This window comes from Nocardia sp. Marseille-Q1738 (genome assembly GCF_965283145.1).
The window spans coordinates 664,963-683,586 of the sequence record NZ_CBDIMS010000002.1 but is presented as its reverse complement, the minus strand read 5'-3'; the positions used below and the strand labels follow the sequence as shown (position 1 = coordinate 683,586).

Below are 18,624 nucleotides of genomic sequence, written 5' to 3'. Positions count from 1 at the left end.
AAGCATATTTTCGCGGGAAACAAACCCCGATTTTGCGATGATTGCGAATAGGCGCCGTTACCATCGTGCACGTGCGCAAGATGTATGCGGGCGCCCGGCTTCGGCGGTTGCGCGAAGAGCGGAGGATGACCCAGGCGGCCCTGGCGAAATCGCTGGACCTGTCGCCCAGCTACCTCAATCAGCTCGAGCGCGACCAGCGGCCCCTCACCATTCCCGTACTGCTGAAACTCAATTCCACCTTCGACCTCGACGTTCAGTTCTTCGCCGCCGATTCGGACGCGCGCCTCGTGTCCGATCTGCACGAAGTGCTGGTGGACGCCGCGGGCGGGCACACCGCCCCGATTACCGAGGTGGAGGAGCTGGCGACCCGCCAGCCGGAGATCGCCAGGATCGTCGTGGCGATGCACCGCCGACTACGCGCGGCCACCGATCAGCTCGACCTGCTCTCGGCACGGGTGTCCGCGCCCGCCGGCGCGCCCGGGGTACCGATGCCCTACGAGGACGTGCGCGACTTCTTCTACGACCACCACAACCACATCCCGCAGCTCGACATCGCCGCCGAGCAGCTGTTCGAGAACTCGGGCCTGTCCATCGGATCGCTCGATCGCCAGCTCGCGCGGATCGCCGAGGAACGGGCCGGGGTGACGGTCCTGGTGCGCGGCGACGGCGCGGACCCCACCATCCCCAAGCGGCACTACGACTCGGAGAGCCGCACGCTGACGCTGGCCCGGCGATTGCGTCCCGGCCAGCGCGCTTTCCAGATCGCCACCACCATCGCCTTCCTGCTGTACGGCGCCGAACTGGACGCGGTGCTGGCCGAAACCCCGTCGCTGACCGGCGAATCCCGCACCCTGGCCCGGATCGGGCTGGCCAATTATTTCGCGGGCGCGCTGGTGCTGCCGTATGGGCGGTTCCTGCGGTCGGCGGAGGAACTGCACTACGACATCGACCTGCTCAGCTTGCGTTTCGAGGTCGGCTTCGAAACCATCTGCCATCGGCTCAGCACCCTGCAGCGGCAGGGACAGCGCGGCGTCCCGTTCTTCTTCGTCCGCACCGACCGTGCGGGCAATATCTCCAAACGCCAGTCCGCCACCGCGTTCCACTTCTCCCGGGTCGGCGGCAGCTGCCCGCTGTGGGTGGTGCACGAGGCGTTCGCCCATCCCGGCCGCATTCTCACCCAGATCGCCGAGATGCCCGACGGACGGCGCTATCTGTGGATCGCCCGCACGGCCGCGATCGCCCCGCACGGGTTCGGCACGGCGGCGAAGAGCTTCTCCATCGGGCTCGGCTGCGACATCGAATACGCCGAGCGCCTGGTGTATTCGGCGGGCTTGCAGCTGGACGACCCGGCCACCGCGGTGCCGATCGGCGCGGGCTGCAAAGTCTGTGAGCGTCCCGCCTGCCCGCAGCGCGCGTTCCCGCACATCGGCAGCCCGCTGGCGATCACCGAGCACACCAGTACCGATCTGCCCTACCCGCGCGTCGGCCGCTGACCGGCTTCGATCCTGGTGAGTTTGTCCGGATTGGACACGGCGTAGATTCCGCGGATCCGGTCGGTTGCCGGATCGATGTCGAGGACGAGGACCGCGAACGGCGCGCCCGCGGAGAAGATCAGCGCGGCCGGGTCGCCGTTCACGAACCGATATCCGACACCGAAATCGGGCACGTCGGCCAGTAGGTTCTGGCCGGTGAGCAGGCGAGCGACCTTGTCCCGGCCGTGGATCGGGCGCAGCGCGGCCCGCCGCTTGCCGCCGCCGTCGGACCAGAAGGCGACGTCCGGCGCGAGCAGTTCCAGCAGACCGGCCAGGTCGCCGTCCGCCTGGGCGGCGACGAGCTTCTCGGTCACCTGTCGCTGCGTGTGCGGGTCGGCTCGGTAGCGTGGCCGCCGCGCGTGGACGTGCTCCCTGGCCCGGTGGGCGAGTTGACGGATGGAGGCGGGGGTGCGGCCGAGGATCTCCGCGATGTCGGTGTGCGGATAGCCGAATACCTCATGCAGTACGAAGACCGCACGCTCGAGTGGGGTGAGCGTCTCCAGCACCACGAGCACCGCCATGGACACCGATTCGGCACGCAACGCGCCCTCCGCCGCGTCCTCGGTGAGCTGTTGCGTGTCGCTGACCAGCGGCTCGGGCAGCCACGGGCCGACATAGGTCTCGCGCCGCCGAGTGATCGCCGCGCGCCGCGCGAGCGCCTGGTTCACCGCGATACGCACCAGATATGCCCGCGGATGCCGGACTTCCTCGCTGCCCTCACTTACCCGGACAGCCCAGGAAAGCCACGTCTCCTGTAGCACGTCCTCGGTGTCGGCGACGCTGGCGAGCATGGCGTAGACCACCGAGAACAGCAGTTCTCGGTGGTCGGCGAACACCCGCGTGGCGGCTTCGTCGGCGGTCTCGGTCATCGGACTCCCGTTTCTGTGCGGACGACCGCGCTTGCATCGGTCTCACGCATAGGAGCGAGACAGCGCCGCGATATGTGACGTCCGGCTCCGAATTGTGATCCGTCTCTCGACACCGCGCCGCGATGTCACATCCAGCCGACGCGAAGCCTCTCGGTTCGCAACGGACGACAACGTCCGCATCGAGAGAGGACATCGGAGTGCTCGCACCCACCGAAACACCATCGTTCTTGGCGACCCGTCGCGGCAAACTCACGCTGGCGCTGCTGTGCACGGTCGCCTTCCTCGACTTCGCCGACGGCTCCATCGTGAATGTCGCGCTGCCGACCATCCAACGCGAACTCGGCATGTCGTTGCCTACGCTGCAGTGGGTCACCAGCGGATATCTGCTCACCTACGGCGGGTTGCTGCTGCTCGGCGGCAGGTTGGCCGATCTGCTCGGACGCCGCCGGATCCTGATCGCCGGGACCGTCGTCATCGGCGTCTCCTCCGCGCTCGGCGGGCTCGCCGACAGCAGCGGGCTGCTGATCGGAGCTCGCTTCGCACAAGGTATCGGCGCCGCGCTGATGCTGCCCGCCGCCCTGTCGATCCTCACCACCAGTTTCCGGGAGGGCTCGGATCGGCACACCGCGGTCGGAATCTGGGGTGGTGCCGCGGGTTTGGCATCGGCAGCCGGCGTGTTCCTCGGCGGGGTGATCACCGAGGGGCCGGGCTGGCGCTGGGTCTTCTACGTCAACACGCCGGTCTCCGTGCTGGTGCTGGTGGCCATCCCGCTGCTGATTCCGAACGATCAGCGCAATGACATCCGGCGCGGCTTCGACGTGCTGGGTACGGTCTTGGCGACCGCGGGCCTGATGACGCTGGTGTTCGGCTTGGTGAAGGCCCCGGATTACGGATGGGGCGACACGCGCACGATCGGCCTGCTCGGTGTGGCCGCGGTTCTGCTCGTCGCGTTCGTCGTCAACGAGCGCGCCACCGCCGACCCGCTGGTCCCGCTGTCGATCTTCGGCATCCGCGGACTGGCCGCGGCGAACCTGTCGCACCTGGTGATCGCCGCGGGCATGCTGTCGATGTTCTTCTTCGTCACGCTGTACATGCAGACGGTGCTCGGCTACGGCGAGTTCGAGGCGGGCGTCGCCTACCTCCCGGTGAGTTTGACCATCGGTGTGGCCGCGGGCCTGGCGACGAAGTTCTTCACCCGGACCGGGACGCGGATCTTCACCGTGGTCGGGTCGCTGCTGTGCGGGATCGGTGTCCTGCTGCTGTCGCGCATGTCGACCGACGGGTCCTACGTCACCGATCTGCTGCCGGGAATGCTGGTGATGTCGCTGGGCGCCGGTGGTGTCTTCGTCGCGAACACCACCGCGGCGAACGCGGGCGTGCCACCCGAGCAAGCCGGTCTGGCCGCCGCGCTGCTCAATACCGGGCAGCAACTGGGCGGGGCGCTCGGCCTCGCGGTGCTCACCGCCGTCGCGACCTCGCACACCAATGCTCAGCTCGCGGCGGGTCACGCGCCGATCGAGGCGATGAATGCCGGGTTCGGGCGGGCGCTGTTCGTCGGCGGAGTGATCGGCGTGGTCGCCGCGATCCTCGGGTTGTGGACCGTCAACGCGCGCGGAGATGCCGAATCCACGGCATCGGCCGCAGAGCCCGCGGCGGTCTGAGGTCGATAGGGGCCGGGAATCGAACGACTCCCGGCCCCAGTACCGACGTCGTCCACTACGCAGAGGCCGCACGATCCGCTGGCGACCCTACCTTCGTTCCTGAACGGGTTGCATAGACGCCGCTATCTACCGGGGACGCGGGGCTACTCGCGGGGCGAGCATGTGCAGCCAAATGAAATGTCGCCGAGGCGGGACGCGCTGATCTTTCCGCACCGGCGGCAGCGGGTGTGGTGTGGGTCGTCGGGCAGCGATGGATCCGTCAGTGGTCCGAGGTAGTCGAACCCGTGCTCCTCCGCGACTGCTTTGGCCTTCTCATGCGGGACCGGTTCGACGTTAGCCCACGCTCCTTGCATCGCGCTCGCGTCGGTCGCCCAACTCCGCCAATAACATGCTCGGCAGGTCGCCTCACCGTAGGCGTTCTTGTCGAGGGTGTAGTTGAAGCGGTAGTGCGCTTGGACGGCGCAGGTGAGGCATTCCGTCAATTGCCAACTGTCGGGATGTGAAAACGGCTCCAGGGGCTTGATCCCACCAGCACGCTGCAATTCGGTGACGTGCTCGGCGCACCAAGTCGGCTTCGATCGGGTCCTGAATGCGGCGGTGTTTGCGCATCCGTCGGCGGCGCATATCTGGTCCGTCGGAACGGGTTCGCGTCGCAGTGGTCTCGGCGGCTTGGGCGGCTTGGGCTTTGGACGCTCCGCCAGCGGCACTGAGCGAAGACGACTCGGGGTAGGTGCCACCGCAGGCGCTTCCGATTCATGATCATGGAAACGCGCCAGGATATCCGCTACGCCTAGTGGTTTCCCGTCCAGGCATCGAAGGAAGTCGTCCTCGGTCATCACTTCGATCCGTTGGCCTTTGTCTTGTAGCTGAAATGCCTTGCGTGCCTTGCCGGTGACGTTCGAGCCGGGTCTGAGAATGGCAGGGTTGATGTCGCCGACAACGAGTACGTTGGTTCGCCTCGTCACGTCGTTGTCTGCGACCGCGCCGATACGTGCGCACTCCTCCCACGCTATCTGGCGGGTCATCGACATCAGGGTGCCGGTGAACACGACGACATTTCCGTAGAGGTAGCCGTCGGGGTCAGCGTCCGGGTTCAGCTCAGGTCGGACGAGCCGCGAGGCGCCGCCTCCCGAGGTCGCAACGCTGCCCTTATAGAGACCGCTCACCATGCGACCGATGCACACACCCGCCATATCGGCCAGTTCGCCGAGGTCATCGACGCCGTTGTCGGTGGCGAGTCCACGAACAACATCCACGACCGCCCGGGCGTCGGCCAGAGGGTCGTGGTGGTCCTTGATCGTGCCGCCTAACGTCTCAAGGACGAAGGGCAAGCGGTACGACGGAAGTGATAGTGTCCGGCGTGCGAGGACCATCGTGCAGAGGAATCGAATCTCCGGCCATTCGATGTTGTCCACCGCGCAGGCGTAGCGGATCACACCGATGTCGAACGCGGCGTTGTGGGCGACCACTACGTCATCGCCGATGAAGTCGACGATATTGGGAAGGACATGCTTCCATCGGGGTTCGTTCGCAACCTTCTCCTCGGTAATGCCATGAACCCACGTGTTAAAGGGGGCGAAAATGATCGACCCCCTCGGGCGGTCGTATCAGCCAGCGGCGTTCTGCCACCGGGCATCCGTCGCGAACACGGACGAGGCCGACCGCGCATGGGGAGCCGCGATACGAGTTTGCGGTTTCGAAGTCGATGGCCGTGTAGTTGAGCATCAGGCCACCGATTCCGGTTCCACGCGCTTCGCGAACTCAGGTGGGAACTCCGCAAGCACGGGGCTCGCCAGTTCCTCGGGCATGATCCACGGGTTCACACCGGTCCGGGGGTCAACCGTTCGGCGGACGCGTTGCTGGTCGGTGGCCAGCCACGCCGTCCATACGTTCGCTACGTAGTTCGCGGCCGACAGTGCGCGGTACACGGGCTCGTCTCGTTCGTCAACAGTGAGTTTGGGTGCGACCGGGAAGTCCGGCATGACGAGATTCCGATTGCGAGTCCGTGCCGCGTAGTCGGCGACGGCGTCGGAGATCAGCCGCTGGTGAGCGGTTGTCTCGTCGATAAGGCGGTCGAAGGCGTCGAGACCAAGCGCGTGGACGAAAGCCAACGGTGGCGTCGTGCCGTGAGTGAGGACGACCGACCGATCGATGGTCAGCGCCCTGACCTTCGCATCGTGCCGTTCGTCATCATGCGAGATGACGACCGCGTTCGTATGGCTGACCAGAACACCCTCGCCGTGGCATGTATGCCACACGGCAGTTGCGTCTGCGGCCAGTTGCCTATCAACGATTGCGAATCCAAGCATGCCCCCTCCATCTCCTCGCGGTGACGCGTCGTTACTCTATGACGAGAGTCCGACAGCTACAGCGAATCGCACGAAACATGCTCGGCGCGTGCCATTCTCGGAGATGCCGGTGCGTCACTGCAGGATAAAGCGTCAGCCGTGCCCGCGCGGGGAACGACCCGGGGATGTCGATCACCAACCTCACATGCGGGGGAAACCTGCTCTGTCACAAGGTATTCGAGTGATTCGAAAACTCCAGGTAACGGATCAGTGCGGCTGCGTCTGGTGGAATCGCCAGGCATCGCGGACGATTTCCGTGATGTCGGGCTTCTCGGGTATCCAGCCCAGCTCGCGGTACGCCTTTTCGGATGACGCGTAGAGAGTCGCCGGGTCACCTGGCCGCCGCGGCGCGGTTTCGACCTCGAACGATACGCCGGTGACCTCGCTAACCGCCTCGAGCACCTGGCGGTTGGAGAATCCAATTCCATTGCCGAGATTGAAGATTCGGTGCTCACCGGGCCGGATGGCACCCAGTGCCAGTAGATGCGCGCGGGCAAGATCGGTGATGTGGATGTAGTCACGCACACACGTCCCATCGGGTGTTGGGTAGTCGTCGCCGAACAGCGAGAATTTGTCCACCCTGCCGAGAGCTGCGTCCAGCGCGAGCGGGATCAGATGGGTCTCTGGATCGTGGCGCTCGCCGATCATCGTTCCGTCGCCGCAGTCGTGCGCACCTGCGACGTTGAAGTACCGCAACGAGATGGCACCGAACGTGTCGCTCGCACGGGTGTAGCTGGTGATCGCCCGGTCAACGCTGAGTTTGGTGTCGCCGTAGGTGTTGACCGGGCTGGTCGGCGAGGTCTCGACGAGCGGCAGTTCGGTCGGCTCGCCGTAGACGGCTGCAGTGGAGGAGAAGACGAGCTTGTCGACCTCGGTGGCGCGCATGGCGTCGAGCAACGCGAGGCTTGCGCGGGTGTTGTTGTCCCAATGCCAGTCCGGGTGATGCATCGACTCGCCCGCCGCGATCAGCCCAGCGAAGTGGAGGACGGCGTCGAAACCGGCCCCGGGAGTGAGGACCTCCGCGATGTCCTGGACGCGCAATTCGACGAACTTCGCGCCGTCGGGTATCTGCTCGTCGGAGTTGCGGGACAGGTCGTCGACCACGACGACCTCGTGCCCGATGTCGAGCAGCATCATCGTGACAGTGGCGCCGACGAAGCCCGCGCCCCCGGTGACCAGTAGTTTCATCTGACCTGCACTTTCATGGCGAGTAGGTGATCGTGGATTTCCTGCTTGCAGTCGCCGAAATAGCTCTCCGGCGTCGTCCGCGGCCGACTGCCGGTCCAGCCTGTGATCCGCTCCCAGGCGCGACGCTTCACGGTAGCCAATGCCTTCGGATCGGGGTCAGCGATCCAGGTCTCCGCCATCGCGCGAGCTAACGCATATACCGCCTGATGATGGCGGGCGACGATCTGTCCGCTGCTGGTCGTCGCATACCGGCTGTAGTTGACCGCGTCGGCACGCGGTCGGCCGAACTCGCCGTCGAACCGTTGAAACGCATCGTGCAGATAGCTCCAGTAACGGCCAGGGTTCATCGGCGGTTGGGTGGGGTTGATCCGCCAGCGGAGTTCGGCGCGCATCTGCTCCGCCAGGTGAGGAGCCATCTGGCTGAAGTCATGGTGTGCGTATGCGCCATCGAGCATCCCGGCCGCCCGCAACACCTTCGTGCACAACCGGCTCACCGCCAGGTGGAAGCGTGCCGAGTCATGCCCCGCCAGCCACTGTTCGTGCAAGCCGAGCCAGAAATATGCCTGCGTGTAGTACAGCAGGATCTCGTAGGCATCTCGGGCCTCCAGCTCGACCGGGTCATGATCAGGTAGCCCATGCTCGGTAACGGCCAGGCCGATGTTCTTGAAGTCGTGCCCGAGAGAGGTCTGAATGGCACGGTAGTCACTGAGTGAGAGCTTCATCAGATCGACAGTGGGGAAAGACTTCTCGGCTAGCTTCACCAGCTCGAACACCGGAGTCGAGGGTTCGTCCCCGTAATGCACGTAAAGGAAATCGACGTCGCTGATAAGCAGGCGACCGGCATCATGTCGTATGAAGGTAGGTTCGCCGCGGGCGAGGCTGCCGCCGACGATCAGCCAGTCGTCGGGCGGAACGGATTGCCCGAGGCTGAGCAGGTCGGCGGCGATGCTCATTGCCGCGGGTTCGAGCTCTGCCGCGTCAGCTAGGCGGCCGGTGATGCGATGGGCCATGGCCCTGGTGTCCACGTCACGCCTCCCGCTCACCGGTTGCGACGCGCATGGCCGCCTTCGATTCCTGCTCGCTTTTCACAATCTCGGGCACGGGCAACAGCACCGGCCCGGACTGTACCGCCGCTGTCGGTTGTTCCTCGTGCTCTTTCTTCGCGTGGATGTGCGGGCACAGCGACGCACAGATGGTGCAGGGCGCTCCCTTCTTCAGACCGTTCGCGATGAAGACGTTGCCTGCGAGACCAGGGTAAAGAGCGTGGCCTGCTTGGGTTTCCCAGTCGTTCGCGCGCCGGGCGACGCTGATCGCACGTTGCCGGGCAATCTCGGCAGGCCAGCCGCGGACGAGATCGAGCGCGGTGATCGCGACCCGCACGTTGCGGATTGCTTCCGCGGTGTCAGCCGCGGTGGGCATCGCGTAGTGCTCGACCTGTGTGATCGAGGCGAACATGTCGCCGCCATGCTGACCGCCGTTGGCGACGCCGATCGTGTTGACGATGCTGTCGAGCGTCACCGCGTTGTCGACGACCATCGGCCCGGCCAACCACAGCGGTGCACCGCCGAGCGCGTCCTTGTAGGCCGGGATCAGTTCGGGGATGAGGTGTAGCGGAATGTGCCCGCCTGCTTCGCACAGGACTTGGACACCACCGGCAAGGGCCTCCCGGCGCAGCTTGGCCAGGAGTTCGATCTCGCGCCACTTCAGTTCGTCGCCCGCGTCGGCAGTGGCGCCGGGACGGAAGATATCGCCGAGATCGAGGACGACTTCGCGACGGCGGCAGATCTCGACGATGCCATCGAAGTACTCGATCAGCGGATTGTCGCAGTGGTGCATCCGCATATATCGCGCGATCAAGCCACCGCCACGCGAAGTGGTGGGCATGATCCGATCGGACTTCTCACTCAACTGCGCCAGCGCTGGAGTGATGCCCGCGTGGATGAGCACGAAGTCGACGCCCGGTGCCAGTCCAAGTTCGAATCGGTCCAGGAATTCGCTGCGGCCCAGCTGCTTTCGCGGGTCCGCGAACAGGTCGTAGGTCAAGCACGCACCCAGGGGCACGCCCACGACTTCTTTCAGATCGGCACGCAGCGCCACCCCTTCGGGATTTGTGGTCAGATCCATCACCGAATCAGGACCCGCAGCGAGGATGACCGACATGCTGTCGACGATGGCCTTCCGGTCGGTGTCGCGCGGCCCCAATCCGATAAGGCCCGCTACCTTGCGGCGGGTTCCGGTGCCGACGAGCAGCGGCCGGTAGTCCGTCATGTGTCGGCTTGCTTCGGAGCGAAGAAACACAAGTGTTCCGTCCGCGACTCGGCGCGCGGCGTCAGCGGGGTCGATCCCTTCCTTGCCGCAGGTCGACACGAATTGGGGATCTGTTGCGAAGTCGAGCATTTCGAAACTTCTTCCTTCAATCGGGGTTACTTCGGTGTGGTGCGTTGGGGGCGCCATGGAACCGGTGGCTGACCGTCGACAACTTCGGCGACCAGATCGGTCCAACGAACGGCGAGGCTGCTGGCCTCGCTCCATGCGTCGTGAACGCATTCCGCGGACCCGTGCTCGGCGGCGATCAAGACGAACTCGGCGCCCACATAGGCACAGGCCAGTTCGTCGACGGCTTTCCCCACGCGCTCGGCGGCCGTCGAGCGCGGACATACGTTGGCGGCGACCCAGCCGTTGATCATCACAACCAGCTCGCCTCTACGGCGGTCGATTCGTTCAGCGGCATCGGGATTGACGTGCCGAACCCGCTGCAAGTGTGCGAGGTTCTGCGCCCAGCGGAGGATCAAGTCGTCGCCGGGGTTGTGACCCGTCTCCCCGCGAAAAGCCTGAAGGAGGCGATGCCAGTCCGGGAGTGTCCGCCGGGCCGCAGTCCCCTCCATGAGGAGCGACCGGTATTTATCTCGCTCGGCTGCCATGGTGGTGGTCACCCCAGAACGCTGGAGAGCCGATTGAGCGCGGCGAGATATTGCCTACACTGCCCGCCGTGTCCGGCGTGCTTGCACAGTATGAAGTTGGCCCGGTCACGGCTCAGTTCCATGACCGGATCGGCCCGGCAGTCGCCGTGCTCGTGTTCCCACAGATCGGTAACGCTTGATGGCAAATACATGTCGGTGGCCTCCCTGGTAGCGGTGAAGGCAATCCAGCGCGGCCCGAATCTCCGCGGGGAATCAGGTCGGATCCGACGGACGGTGCGCTCTCAGAGCGCTGGATTGCCGAACTCAGCGTCGCCCGCAGCGGGGTGAAGCAACCACGAAGTAAATCCGCAACTTGGCGAAACATCGGTTAGCAAGGTCGATAGATCCGCCTCGGACTTCGTTGAACCCGTGTAGTTTTCGATGCACAGGGCGCGCCATGAGCAGGGGTTGGAGCTGGGCGGATGATCAATGTCCATCACTGGACCGGGATCGAGTGTCGATTGCTGCGCGAAGCCATGCGCATGTCGACGCTGGAGTTCGCAAGGACGCTGGGGTGCTCATCACGGAGCATTGAGCTGTGGGAGAACCAGGGCTCAGCTGCGCGGCTGCGCGCGTCCAGTCAGCGCCAGTTCGAGCGTGTTCTCAGCGAAGCATCCGCTGGTGTCGTTGCGAAGTTCGAGCAGGCGCTCAGTCACCGACCCAAGCAAGTCGACGGGTCCGATCCGAGTTCGCTCAGAACGGTTACCCTGGCGAGTGACACTCTCGATCAGCTCGCGCCGACCATGCTGGGTGTCGAAGATGCCGACCAGGTCTGGGTGCCGGCCCGGACCGCCGCTGGAGAGGTCGTCCTCGTGTCACTCCCACGTCGCACTGTAGTCACTGGTATCGGAGCCGGAGCGCTGGTCGCCGCTGTCGGCGTGAAGTCTTCGCAGTCGCGAGTCGATGAGCACTTGATCACGAGCATCGAAGCTGTATTGGAAGCCGCGAAGCGGCAGGATGATGCACTCGGAGCAGCGGCGGCGCTGGGAACGGTCCTTGCACAGGCCCGTCTCGTTGATTCGCTGATCGGCGACTGCCCGCCCCGGTTACGGTCGCGACTGATCAGCGTATACGCTGATCTGTGTCGATTCGCTGGATGGCTCCATTTCGATCTCGGGGATTTCGGTGCGGCCGGTCGCCTGTATGAAAAGGCAAGGATCGCTGCCCATGAAGCCGAGAATGTAAATCTTGGGGTATTTGTGCTTTCGCACATGAGTCATCTGGCTATCTGGCAGGGCCGAAACCGGATTGCCGTGGACTACGCCGCTGCTGCGATGCATTGGGCAGAGCAAAGCGAAGATCGCCTACTCCGCGCAGATACCGCCGAGATGGCGGCGCGTGCGTACGCGGGCATCGGCGCCGAGCGCGCCTGCTCAGCTGCCTTGCAGATCAACGCCGCCATGACCGAAGTTCCCGATGACGCGCGCGCGAAATCGCTTGCCTACTTCTACAGCCCAACACTCAGCGCGGCCGTGCACAGCCATTGCTACCTCCAACTCGGAAACGCCCGCAAGGCCGAGGAATCCGCGAGAGAGTCGATGGCGCTGACCGATGGTTCATTCATTCGAGACCGCGCATTCTCCATGATTGACCTGAGTCGGGCTCAGGTCGCATTGGGCAATATTGACGAGGCTGTCGATAACCTTGGACAAGCCGCAGCACTGGCATCGGCGACTCGCTCTGCGAGGCTCGCCACCAGTCTTCGACAAACGCGGTTGGGCTTGAACAATTGGGCTGATACAACTGAAGTAAAAGAACTGGATAGCCTTCTCGCCAACTACAAATTAGACAGTGCGACCGAATAAATCTCAAGGAATTCGATTTGTGCTGTCGGAGGCAAATGTTTCCGGCCGAGGAACCGCCACCCGAGGTTCAAATAAAAGCGTTGCGCCCCACTGGCATTCGGCAGCACAGCCACGGCGGCTCGCGGCTTGCCGCAGCCGTCGACGAGTTGGGCAAGCATCCGGCGACCGAGTCCATGTCGCCGCCAAGGCTCGTCCACCGCTATCCCGCTGACCGTGAAGGTGTCCTGCTCGGAAGCGCTCATCGGATGAACGTCCTTCCACCACTGGCCGTCAGCGGGAAACCCGTACGCGGCACCCACCACACAATTCGCTCTGCGAGCCACGATCAACTTGAATCCGGGCTCCTCGGCACGCGAGGCCAGTACCGCGCGATGCCGCTCTGACTGGACCTGACCCCAACCGTAAGGCGGCGCGGCAAACACCCGATCGAACAGTGCACACACGTCATCGAACGATGTGAGTCGACTGCTCGCTGTCCAATCGATATCCACATCATCGAGCATGCTTCCCACGATAGAGCCGACCGAGGCAACCCGTCCCTAGCTGCTGGCTCGGGTCACGGCGGCGCACCACGCGGTTTCGGTCGGCGAGTGATCCCAGGCTGCAGCGAGGTCCTGCCCCGCCGGTGGGTGGTGGAACGAACATTCGGGTGGCTGACCAAACACCGCCGCCTGATCCGCGACTATGAGACCACCACGAAGCGATGGTCTACATCGCCGCCATCCACACACTCACCCGCCGTCTGGCCCGCCACAGCGGGCCAGAACATCTGAGTTCTCAGATGGGCTCTAATGATTCCCTAACGATTACTCAAGAAGTGCTGAAGATCCGCTTTCTACTGTCGTTTGCACCGATCAAATCGAACGGCACCTCCGGCGAAGGAGAAAAAGCATGACGGCTCGCCTCAGAGGCGCAAGCCGCGTCGGCACCGTGCTCATCGGAACAACGCTCGCCGTGGTGGGATGTTTGGTGGTGGCGGGTGCCGCCGCAGCCCAGCCGCCGCAGCCGCCCGGCGGCCCGAACGGTCCGGTCATTGTCTGCATCAATCCGGATCCGGCCGCGCGGGCCCCGGTGCCGCCGGGCGTTGCGCTCGGAGAGTGCCCGCCCGATCCGGCGAGCACGGTCGTCATCGCCCCGGCCGAGCCCAGCGCACCGAACGTCCGGGTCCAGCTCGTCCCAGACGGTCCCGACAGACCGCAGCTGCGTATCGAAGGCCGTAAGCCGCAACCGTCCCGCCCGGCGCCCGGCGCATATCATGCCGCGGCAGCGCGGTCTGACAGCGGCGGTCGATCCAGGTCCATCACTATCGTGATCACATGACCGGACAGCGGATCTTGGTCGTGGACGACGAGGTTCGAGTGCTCGCGTCCCTGCGACGCGGGCTCGAACTCTCGGACTTCGACGTCGTTACCGCGGGTAGCGGCGCGGAGGCCCTGAGCCTGGTCCGCACAGCGGCACCCGACGCCATGGTGCTCGACGTGAACATGCCGGACCTGGACGGGGCAGGGGTCGTCACCGCGCTGCGGGCGATGGGCAGCGACATTCCGATCTGCGTGCTCAGCGCCCGTACCGCCGTGACCGATCGCATCGCCTGCCTCGAGCGCGGTGCCGACGACTACCTCACCAAACCCTTCGATCTCGGCGAACTCGTCGCCCGGCTGCGCGCACTGCTGCGCCGCCGTCCACTCGTGCGGCAGCCGACCGATCTGCGCCGCGTCGGGGACGTGTGCATCGACCGGGCCGGATATCGGGTGCTCGCGAGCGGGATGCCGATCGAACTCACCAAGCGTGAGTTCGAGGTGCTGGCCCTGCTGGCGGATCACGTCGGCATCGTGCTGAGCCGTGAGCAGATCCTGTCCGCGGTGTGGGGTTACGACTTCACCACCGACACCAATGTGGTCGATGTGTTCGTCTCCTATCTGCGTCGCAAGCTGGAGGCGTACGGCACGCCGCGTGTGATCCATACGGTGCGAGGCGTCGGATTCGTGTTGAGGGCGGAATCGTGAGCAGGATGTCTCCACGCAGAGCGGATCTCACGGACGGCGGAGCCGGCCACCGGGAGGACGCAATAGTGGGCGAGCAAGAAGCGAGCACAGCCGGTCACGCGTCAAGCGGAACCGCCGCAAGGCGCGATGCGGCGATCAGCGAAGCGCCCCGGTCGCTGTCGCTGCGGGTCCGGTTCGCTCTGGTATCGGGTGGCGTCGCCGCGCTGGTTGCGGTCACCCTCGGCATCACATACTTCGCATTGCTGGCCACGACCGGCCACCGGCAGCTGAACCAGACCATCTCGACGATGAATGTTCAGCTCGCCCAACGAGGGGAGGCCGGGCTCCTGCCACCGCTACCGAACGCACCCATGCTTCTGCCGCCTCCACCGAACGGACCCATGCTTCTGCCGCCTCCACCGAACGCACCCATGCTGCTGCCGCCTCCACCGAACGCACCCATGCTTCTGCCGCCTCCACCGAACGGACCCATGCTTCTGCCACCAACACAAATGTGGGTCGCACCAAACGAGGCGGTCGCGTCGGTCGCTGGGGCGCCAGGACTGCTGGTGCGGCTGAGCCCGGATCGCGACGCGGTGGTCGCGGCCATTCACCGCAGTCAGCTGATCGGTTTGGCAATCGGGGTCGGCGGGGTTGTCGCCGCCGTCGTCCTCGGCTGGTTCCTCGCCGGATATGCGGCGCGGCCACTGCGCCGTCTCGCCACCGCCACGCACGGCATCGACACTCTGGAGCGGCTGCCACCGCTGTCCGGACGCGGCGCCCGCGAGGCAGAGGAGCTGTCCGACGCCATCACCCGGATGCTGGCCAGGCTGGAGGCGGCACACGCTGAGTCGAAGCGGGCTCTTGCCGGCGCGCGGGATTTCGCTGCGGTGTGCGCACACGAACTACGCACACCGCTCACCGCCATGCGTACCGATTTGCAGGTGCTGGCCACCAAGGAGCTGCCCGCGGAGCAGCGGCGCGCGGTGCTGTCCGATGTCCTGCTCGCCGAACAGCAGATCGAGAACACGCTCGCCGATCTGGAGCGGCTGGCCGTCGGTGAACTCACCGAATCGGACGCGTTCGAACCGTTCGAGCTGTGTGAAACCCTCGATCGCGCGGTACAGGACGCCCGGCGGCGGCATCCCGGCGTGCGGGTCGAACTCACCGAATGTGTGCCGACCACCATCATGGGATTGGCGGGCGGGCTCATGCTCATCGTGACGAACGCCGTCGCCAATGCGGTGCAGCACGGGCAGGCCCGGACTGTCACCGTCGCGGCCCACCACGACGACGGCGCGGTCGACATCGTCATCGACGACGACGGACGCGGTATGCAGGGCGAGCTCGGGGCCGGGGCTTTCGACCGGTTCGTGAAGGGCCCCGGCTCGAGCGGTTCCGGGCTGGGTCTGGCACTGGTGCGTCAGCAGGCCGAAATCCATGCCGGCACAGCCGAACTCGAGCGTAGCCCGCGCGGCGGCGTCCGCCTTCGGGTACGGATCGCCACCACGCGATGAGTGCGCGGCGACTGCCTGTCGGATGTCGGGATGTGGAGTAGGTACCGATGCACAACACAGACCGCCTGCGGAAGAAGCCCCGGCAAAGCCGCGCGAAGGATACGCGTCGGAAGTTGTTGGAAGCGGCAGCTCAGCTTTTCGCCGAGCGGGGTGTGATGGACACGTCGACCAATCGGATCGCCGCGCATGCGGGAGTGAGTATCGGCACCTTGTACCGATACTTCGCGAACCGGGACGAGATTGTCGACGTGCTGCGACGCCAGCTGATCGACGAGCTCGAAGAGGACTTCACCGTAGCTGCCTTGGTTGGCGCATCGCTGCGACCGGCCGATTCGATCGCGGCCGGCATGCGCGCCGTAACCAGCAGGCTGGCCGTACATGCCGATTTGGTGCGAGCATTGGTAGCCGAATCGACCTTGCAAGGAAGCAGTTTGCCCGAGTTCGAGCGACGGCTGCGCCGGATCGTCAAGACATATCTGGCGAATGCGCTGGGGCAACTGCCGGGACAAGATCTAGAGACCATGGCCTTCGTGATTTCCAACGCCGGACTGGCGACCTGCTACCGGATCACCGCCGGCGACGCGATCGAGATGGACTACGAGAAGGTCATCACCGAAACCGCCGCAATGATCGGCACCTGGCTCGTCCAGACAGCACGATCCCTCGAAAAAGCTGACAGATGGTGAGTAATTCTGGTGCTCCGAGGCCCGGACCTTTTCGGCTTCGGGACCGGTTGCCGAGTTTCAACGGCGCGGACCGGGATGCGAAGCTGGTCGGCAGAGCACATGAAAAAGATGAGCGACCCTTTCGCAACAGTCCGTGGTACACGCTATCCAACACTGCCATGTCGGACGTTTTCGCAGGGCTTGCGACTATTTCCCAGTTTCGGTAATAGCCAGTAGAAGATGAGCTCGCGATTCCTCTATTCTGTATCAACTTCACCTGGCGAAAATCTGCACAGCGAAGGAGCCCAGCCATGTCGACAACGTCCTGTGTCGGCGAGGAAAACGCTATGGGAATGCCGATAGTTGGTGCGGGCCTACTGTCGGACTGTTGGGCGAGATGAGCGCCGTACCTGAAGAACGCCGAGCACCATAGCGGGAGATACCGCCGATATGACCGAACCACTGGACATCGATCTTGATCTGCTGCGGCAGTTGGCGATCCACCATGCGCAGGAGGCAGACAACATCCGCGCCAGGGTAGCGCCGCCCACAGAATGGCTCGACAGCTACCTCGCGCGCTACGGCAACATCGCACTCCCGGTGTATCACGCCCTGCTCCGCTACGTCGATGCCCGGCAGGAGAACGGCAACGCGCTCGCTGATACCCATCAACGCACCGCCGATCAATTGCGCACCGTGGCATGGCAGATGGAGTTGGCCGACCAGGAACACGGGCACAGTATTCAGCAAGCGGGTCGCGACCCAGGGCACTCGAATTCACCGCATCCCGCGTACAACACCGACACACCCGCAGTCTCCTCGAGCTATCCGATCTCCACCACATCTACGAACGTACTTGCCTCGGATCTCCGGTCGCCCGATATCTATGACGAATCCGCGACGGGGAAAACTGACAACACCGGCACGAATGACGGCACTGCAATGGCGAGGCCTGGCGTGGGTTTCGGCGGTCGGGACGACGGGCGAGAAACCACGCCGCCGCGCGCAACGGACAGCTCGGACGAAAAGGATCTCGATCTCGCCCGAAGGCAACTGAGCACAATTATCAACACCGCGCCGGATATGCGCGGCCTGGATTGGGCGGTATCGGTGATGCGTGCGGGCGATCTGGTGCAAACATTCGTGACATCGAATCACGGCCGCGGTTGGCTACCAGCGGGCGTACAACTCCCGAGCACGATCGCCACACCGTGGGCCCCGAAAATCGCCAACACCCTGGACGGGGCGGAGATCGCCTGGGAGGGCGCCTCCGACCCGGCGCGGATTCTGGTCGAATTCGGATCGGTGTGGGGGCCAAGGCACCAATCGCGGATGACGGCCCTCGTCACCACCGGCCCGTTGGACGAGAGCCTGCGCAGCGCCGTTCCCGACGCCGCTGTCGAAGGCGACATAACCCCTGGGCTGTATCCGGTCGACACCACCGCGGGCCTCGTCGACCGCCTCAGCATCTACAGTTCAGGCGGTCTGGACTCGGAAATCGACACGGTGCCGGACACCATGATCCGGGCCGGCATCGCCGGACTCGCCTCCGACGCCCACGCTCGAGTCGGGCGACGAAACCGGGATGGCGGCGAACTGCGCCAACTCCGCGAACGCCTCCTGACCCAACTCGCCCGCGGGCAGGCGATCCCGTCGGCGTGGTGGGCCGAGCTTCGCCACACCGACGCAACCAGAACTGAGCAACACCTCAGCACAGCCGCGTTCAGTGGCGCCGAACCGTCACCCGGCCAGGCCCCGGAAGTCGCACGGACACTCGCGCTCGAGCTTCATGCCGACGAACTTCTCCTGCTACTCGCCAACGAGCCGTCCCGCCAGCTGCTCCGTGATGCCGCCTACAGCTACGCGCAGATCGTTAACCACCCGCTGCTCGCCGCCGGCTCATCCGACGCCACGCCCGCGAGCCCGACCACGATTACGGCACCGACCACGGTCGCGCCACCGCCTCCAGTCAACCTGTCGAGCCCCGCGACTCAGGGCCACCGCGACATCCCCTTCGGAAGGGTGAGCCGATGAGCCCACCACCGGCACGGTATTTCCATAGAAGGTCTCGTCTCCGTACCGCCATTACTCTGG

General features: G+C 64.9%; 15 protein-coding genes and 1 pseudogene. 8 read left to right on the top strand and 8 right to left on the bottom strand.

Annotated features, from left to right (window positions below):
• Positions 1 to 71 precede the first annotated feature (71 nt).
• Positions 72 to 1,493, top strand: coding sequence for a short-chain fatty acyl-CoA regulator family protein (locus ACWPXK_RS11525; protein ID WP_454196048.1), 1,422 nt, complete (start codon positions 72 to 74; stop codon positions 1,491 to 1,493).
• Here the strand turns inward: ACWPXK_RS11525 and sigJ are convergent.
• The gene (sigJ, locus tag ACWPXK_RS11520) at positions 1,472 to 2,401 is read right to left on the bottom strand and encodes an RNA polymerase sigma factor SigJ (RefSeq protein ID WP_454196047.1); all 930 of its coding nucleotides are present in this window, start codon (positions 2,399 to 2,401) and stop codon (positions 1,472 to 1,474) included. The two genes, ACWPXK_RS11525 and sigJ, sit on opposite strands and share 22 nt — an antisense overlap.
• A 197-nt stretch (positions 2,402 to 2,598) precedes the next feature.
• Between sigJ and ACWPXK_RS11515 the strand changes: the two genes are divergently transcribed.
• Positions 2,599 to 4,062 carry an MFS transporter gene (locus ACWPXK_RS11515; protein ID WP_454196046.1) on the top strand — a complete coding sequence of 488 codons (1,464 nt, stop codon included), beginning with the start codon at positions 2,599 to 2,601 and terminating at the stop codon, positions 4,060 to 4,062.
• Between the two features lie 143 nt (positions 4,063 to 4,205).
• Here ACWPXK_RS11515 and ACWPXK_RS11510 read toward each other — a convergent pair whose 3' ends face one another.
• From ACWPXK_RS11510 to ACWPXK_RS11485, 6 genes are all read right to left on the bottom strand, one after another.
• A complete protein-coding gene (locus tag ACWPXK_RS11510) occupies positions 4,206 to 5,645 on the bottom strand; it encodes an exonuclease domain-containing protein (protein WP_454196421.1) in 1,440 nt (479 codons plus the stop codon).
• 141 nt (positions 5,646 to 5,786) lie between these two features.
• The gene (locus ACWPXK_RS11505; RefSeq protein WP_454196045.1) at positions 5,787 to 6,371 is read right to left on the bottom strand and encodes a hypothetical protein; all 585 of its coding nucleotides are present in this window, start codon (positions 6,369 to 6,371) and stop codon (positions 5,787 to 5,789) included.
• 246 nt (positions 6,372 to 6,617) lie between these two features.
• A complete protein-coding gene (gene galE, locus ACWPXK_RS11500) occupies positions 6,618 to 7,598 on the bottom strand; it encodes a UDP-glucose 4-epimerase GalE (RefSeq protein ID WP_454196044.1) in 981 nt (326 codons plus the stop codon).
• Positions 7,595 to 8,623, bottom strand: a complete 1,029-nt coding sequence (locus ACWPXK_RS11495; RefSeq protein WP_454196043.1) for a hypothetical protein — start codon at positions 8,621 to 8,623, stop codon at positions 7,595 to 7,597. Before ACWPXK_RS11495 ends, galE begins: the two co-directional genes overlap by 4 nt.
• 1 nt (position 8,624) lies before the next feature.
• Positions 8,625 to 9,995 carry a phosphomethylpyrimidine synthase ThiC gene (locus ACWPXK_RS11490; RefSeq protein WP_454196420.1) on the bottom strand — a complete coding sequence of 457 codons (1,371 nt, stop codon included), beginning with the start codon at positions 9,993 to 9,995 and terminating at the stop codon, positions 8,625 to 8,627.
• A 26-nt stretch (positions 9,996 to 10,021) separates the two neighbouring features.
• Positions 10,022 to 10,531 carry a DUF4254 domain-containing protein gene (locus tag ACWPXK_RS11485; RefSeq protein WP_454196457.1) on the bottom strand — a complete coding sequence of 170 codons (510 nt, stop codon included), beginning with the start codon at positions 10,529 to 10,531 and terminating at the stop codon, positions 10,022 to 10,024.
• Positions 10,532 to 10,980: 449 nt separating this feature from the next.
• Here ACWPXK_RS11485 and ACWPXK_RS11480 point away from each other — a divergent pair, with 449 nt between their 5' ends.
• Positions 10,981 to 12,363 (top strand): helix-turn-helix domain-containing protein, encoded by a 1,383-nt coding sequence (locus ACWPXK_RS11480; protein ID WP_454196042.1) that lies wholly within the window; start codon positions 10,981 to 10,983, stop codon positions 12,361 to 12,363.
• Here ACWPXK_RS11480 and ACWPXK_RS11475 read toward each other — a convergent pair.
• Positions 12,336 to 12,866: a GNAT family N-acetyltransferase gene (locus tag ACWPXK_RS11475; RefSeq protein ID WP_454196041.1), complete on the bottom strand. Its 531-nt coding sequence runs from the start codon at positions 12,864 to 12,866 to the stop codon at positions 12,336 to 12,338. The two genes, ACWPXK_RS11480 and ACWPXK_RS11475, sit on opposite strands and share 28 nt — an antisense overlap.
• 105 nt (positions 12,867 to 12,971) lie before the next feature.
• Here ACWPXK_RS11475 and ACWPXK_RS11470 point away from each other — a divergent pair.
• The 5 genes and pseudogenes from ACWPXK_RS11470 to ACWPXK_RS11450 all read left to right on the top strand — a co-directional run.
• Positions 12,972 to 13,117: pseudogene (locus tag ACWPXK_RS11470) on the top strand (transposase); the annotation flags it as partial.
• A 562-nt stretch (positions 13,118 to 13,679) separates the two neighbouring features.
• Complete coding sequence (locus ACWPXK_RS11465) at positions 13,680 to 14,369, top strand: response regulator transcription factor (RefSeq protein WP_454196040.1); 690 nt, start codon at positions 13,680 to 13,682, stop codon at positions 14,367 to 14,369.
• A 491-nt stretch (positions 14,370 to 14,860) separates the two neighbouring features.
• Positions 14,861 to 15,865 carry a sensor histidine kinase gene (locus tag ACWPXK_RS11460; RefSeq protein WP_454196039.1) on the top strand — a complete coding sequence of 335 codons (1,005 nt, stop codon included), beginning with the start codon at positions 14,861 to 14,863 and terminating at the stop codon, positions 15,863 to 15,865.
• 47 nt (positions 15,866 to 15,912) lie between these two features.
• Positions 15,913 to 16,551, top strand: a complete 639-nt coding sequence (locus ACWPXK_RS11455; protein ID WP_454196038.1) for a TetR/AcrR family transcriptional regulator — start codon at positions 15,913 to 15,915, stop codon at positions 16,549 to 16,551.
• Positions 16,552 to 16,980: 429 nt separating this feature from the next.
• The gene (locus ACWPXK_RS11450) at positions 16,981 to 18,564 is read left to right on the top strand and encodes a type VII secretion target (protein ID WP_454196037.1); all 1,584 of its coding nucleotides are present in this window, start codon (positions 16,981 to 16,983) and stop codon (positions 18,562 to 18,564) included.
• Positions 18,565 to 18,624: the final 60 nt, after the last annotated feature.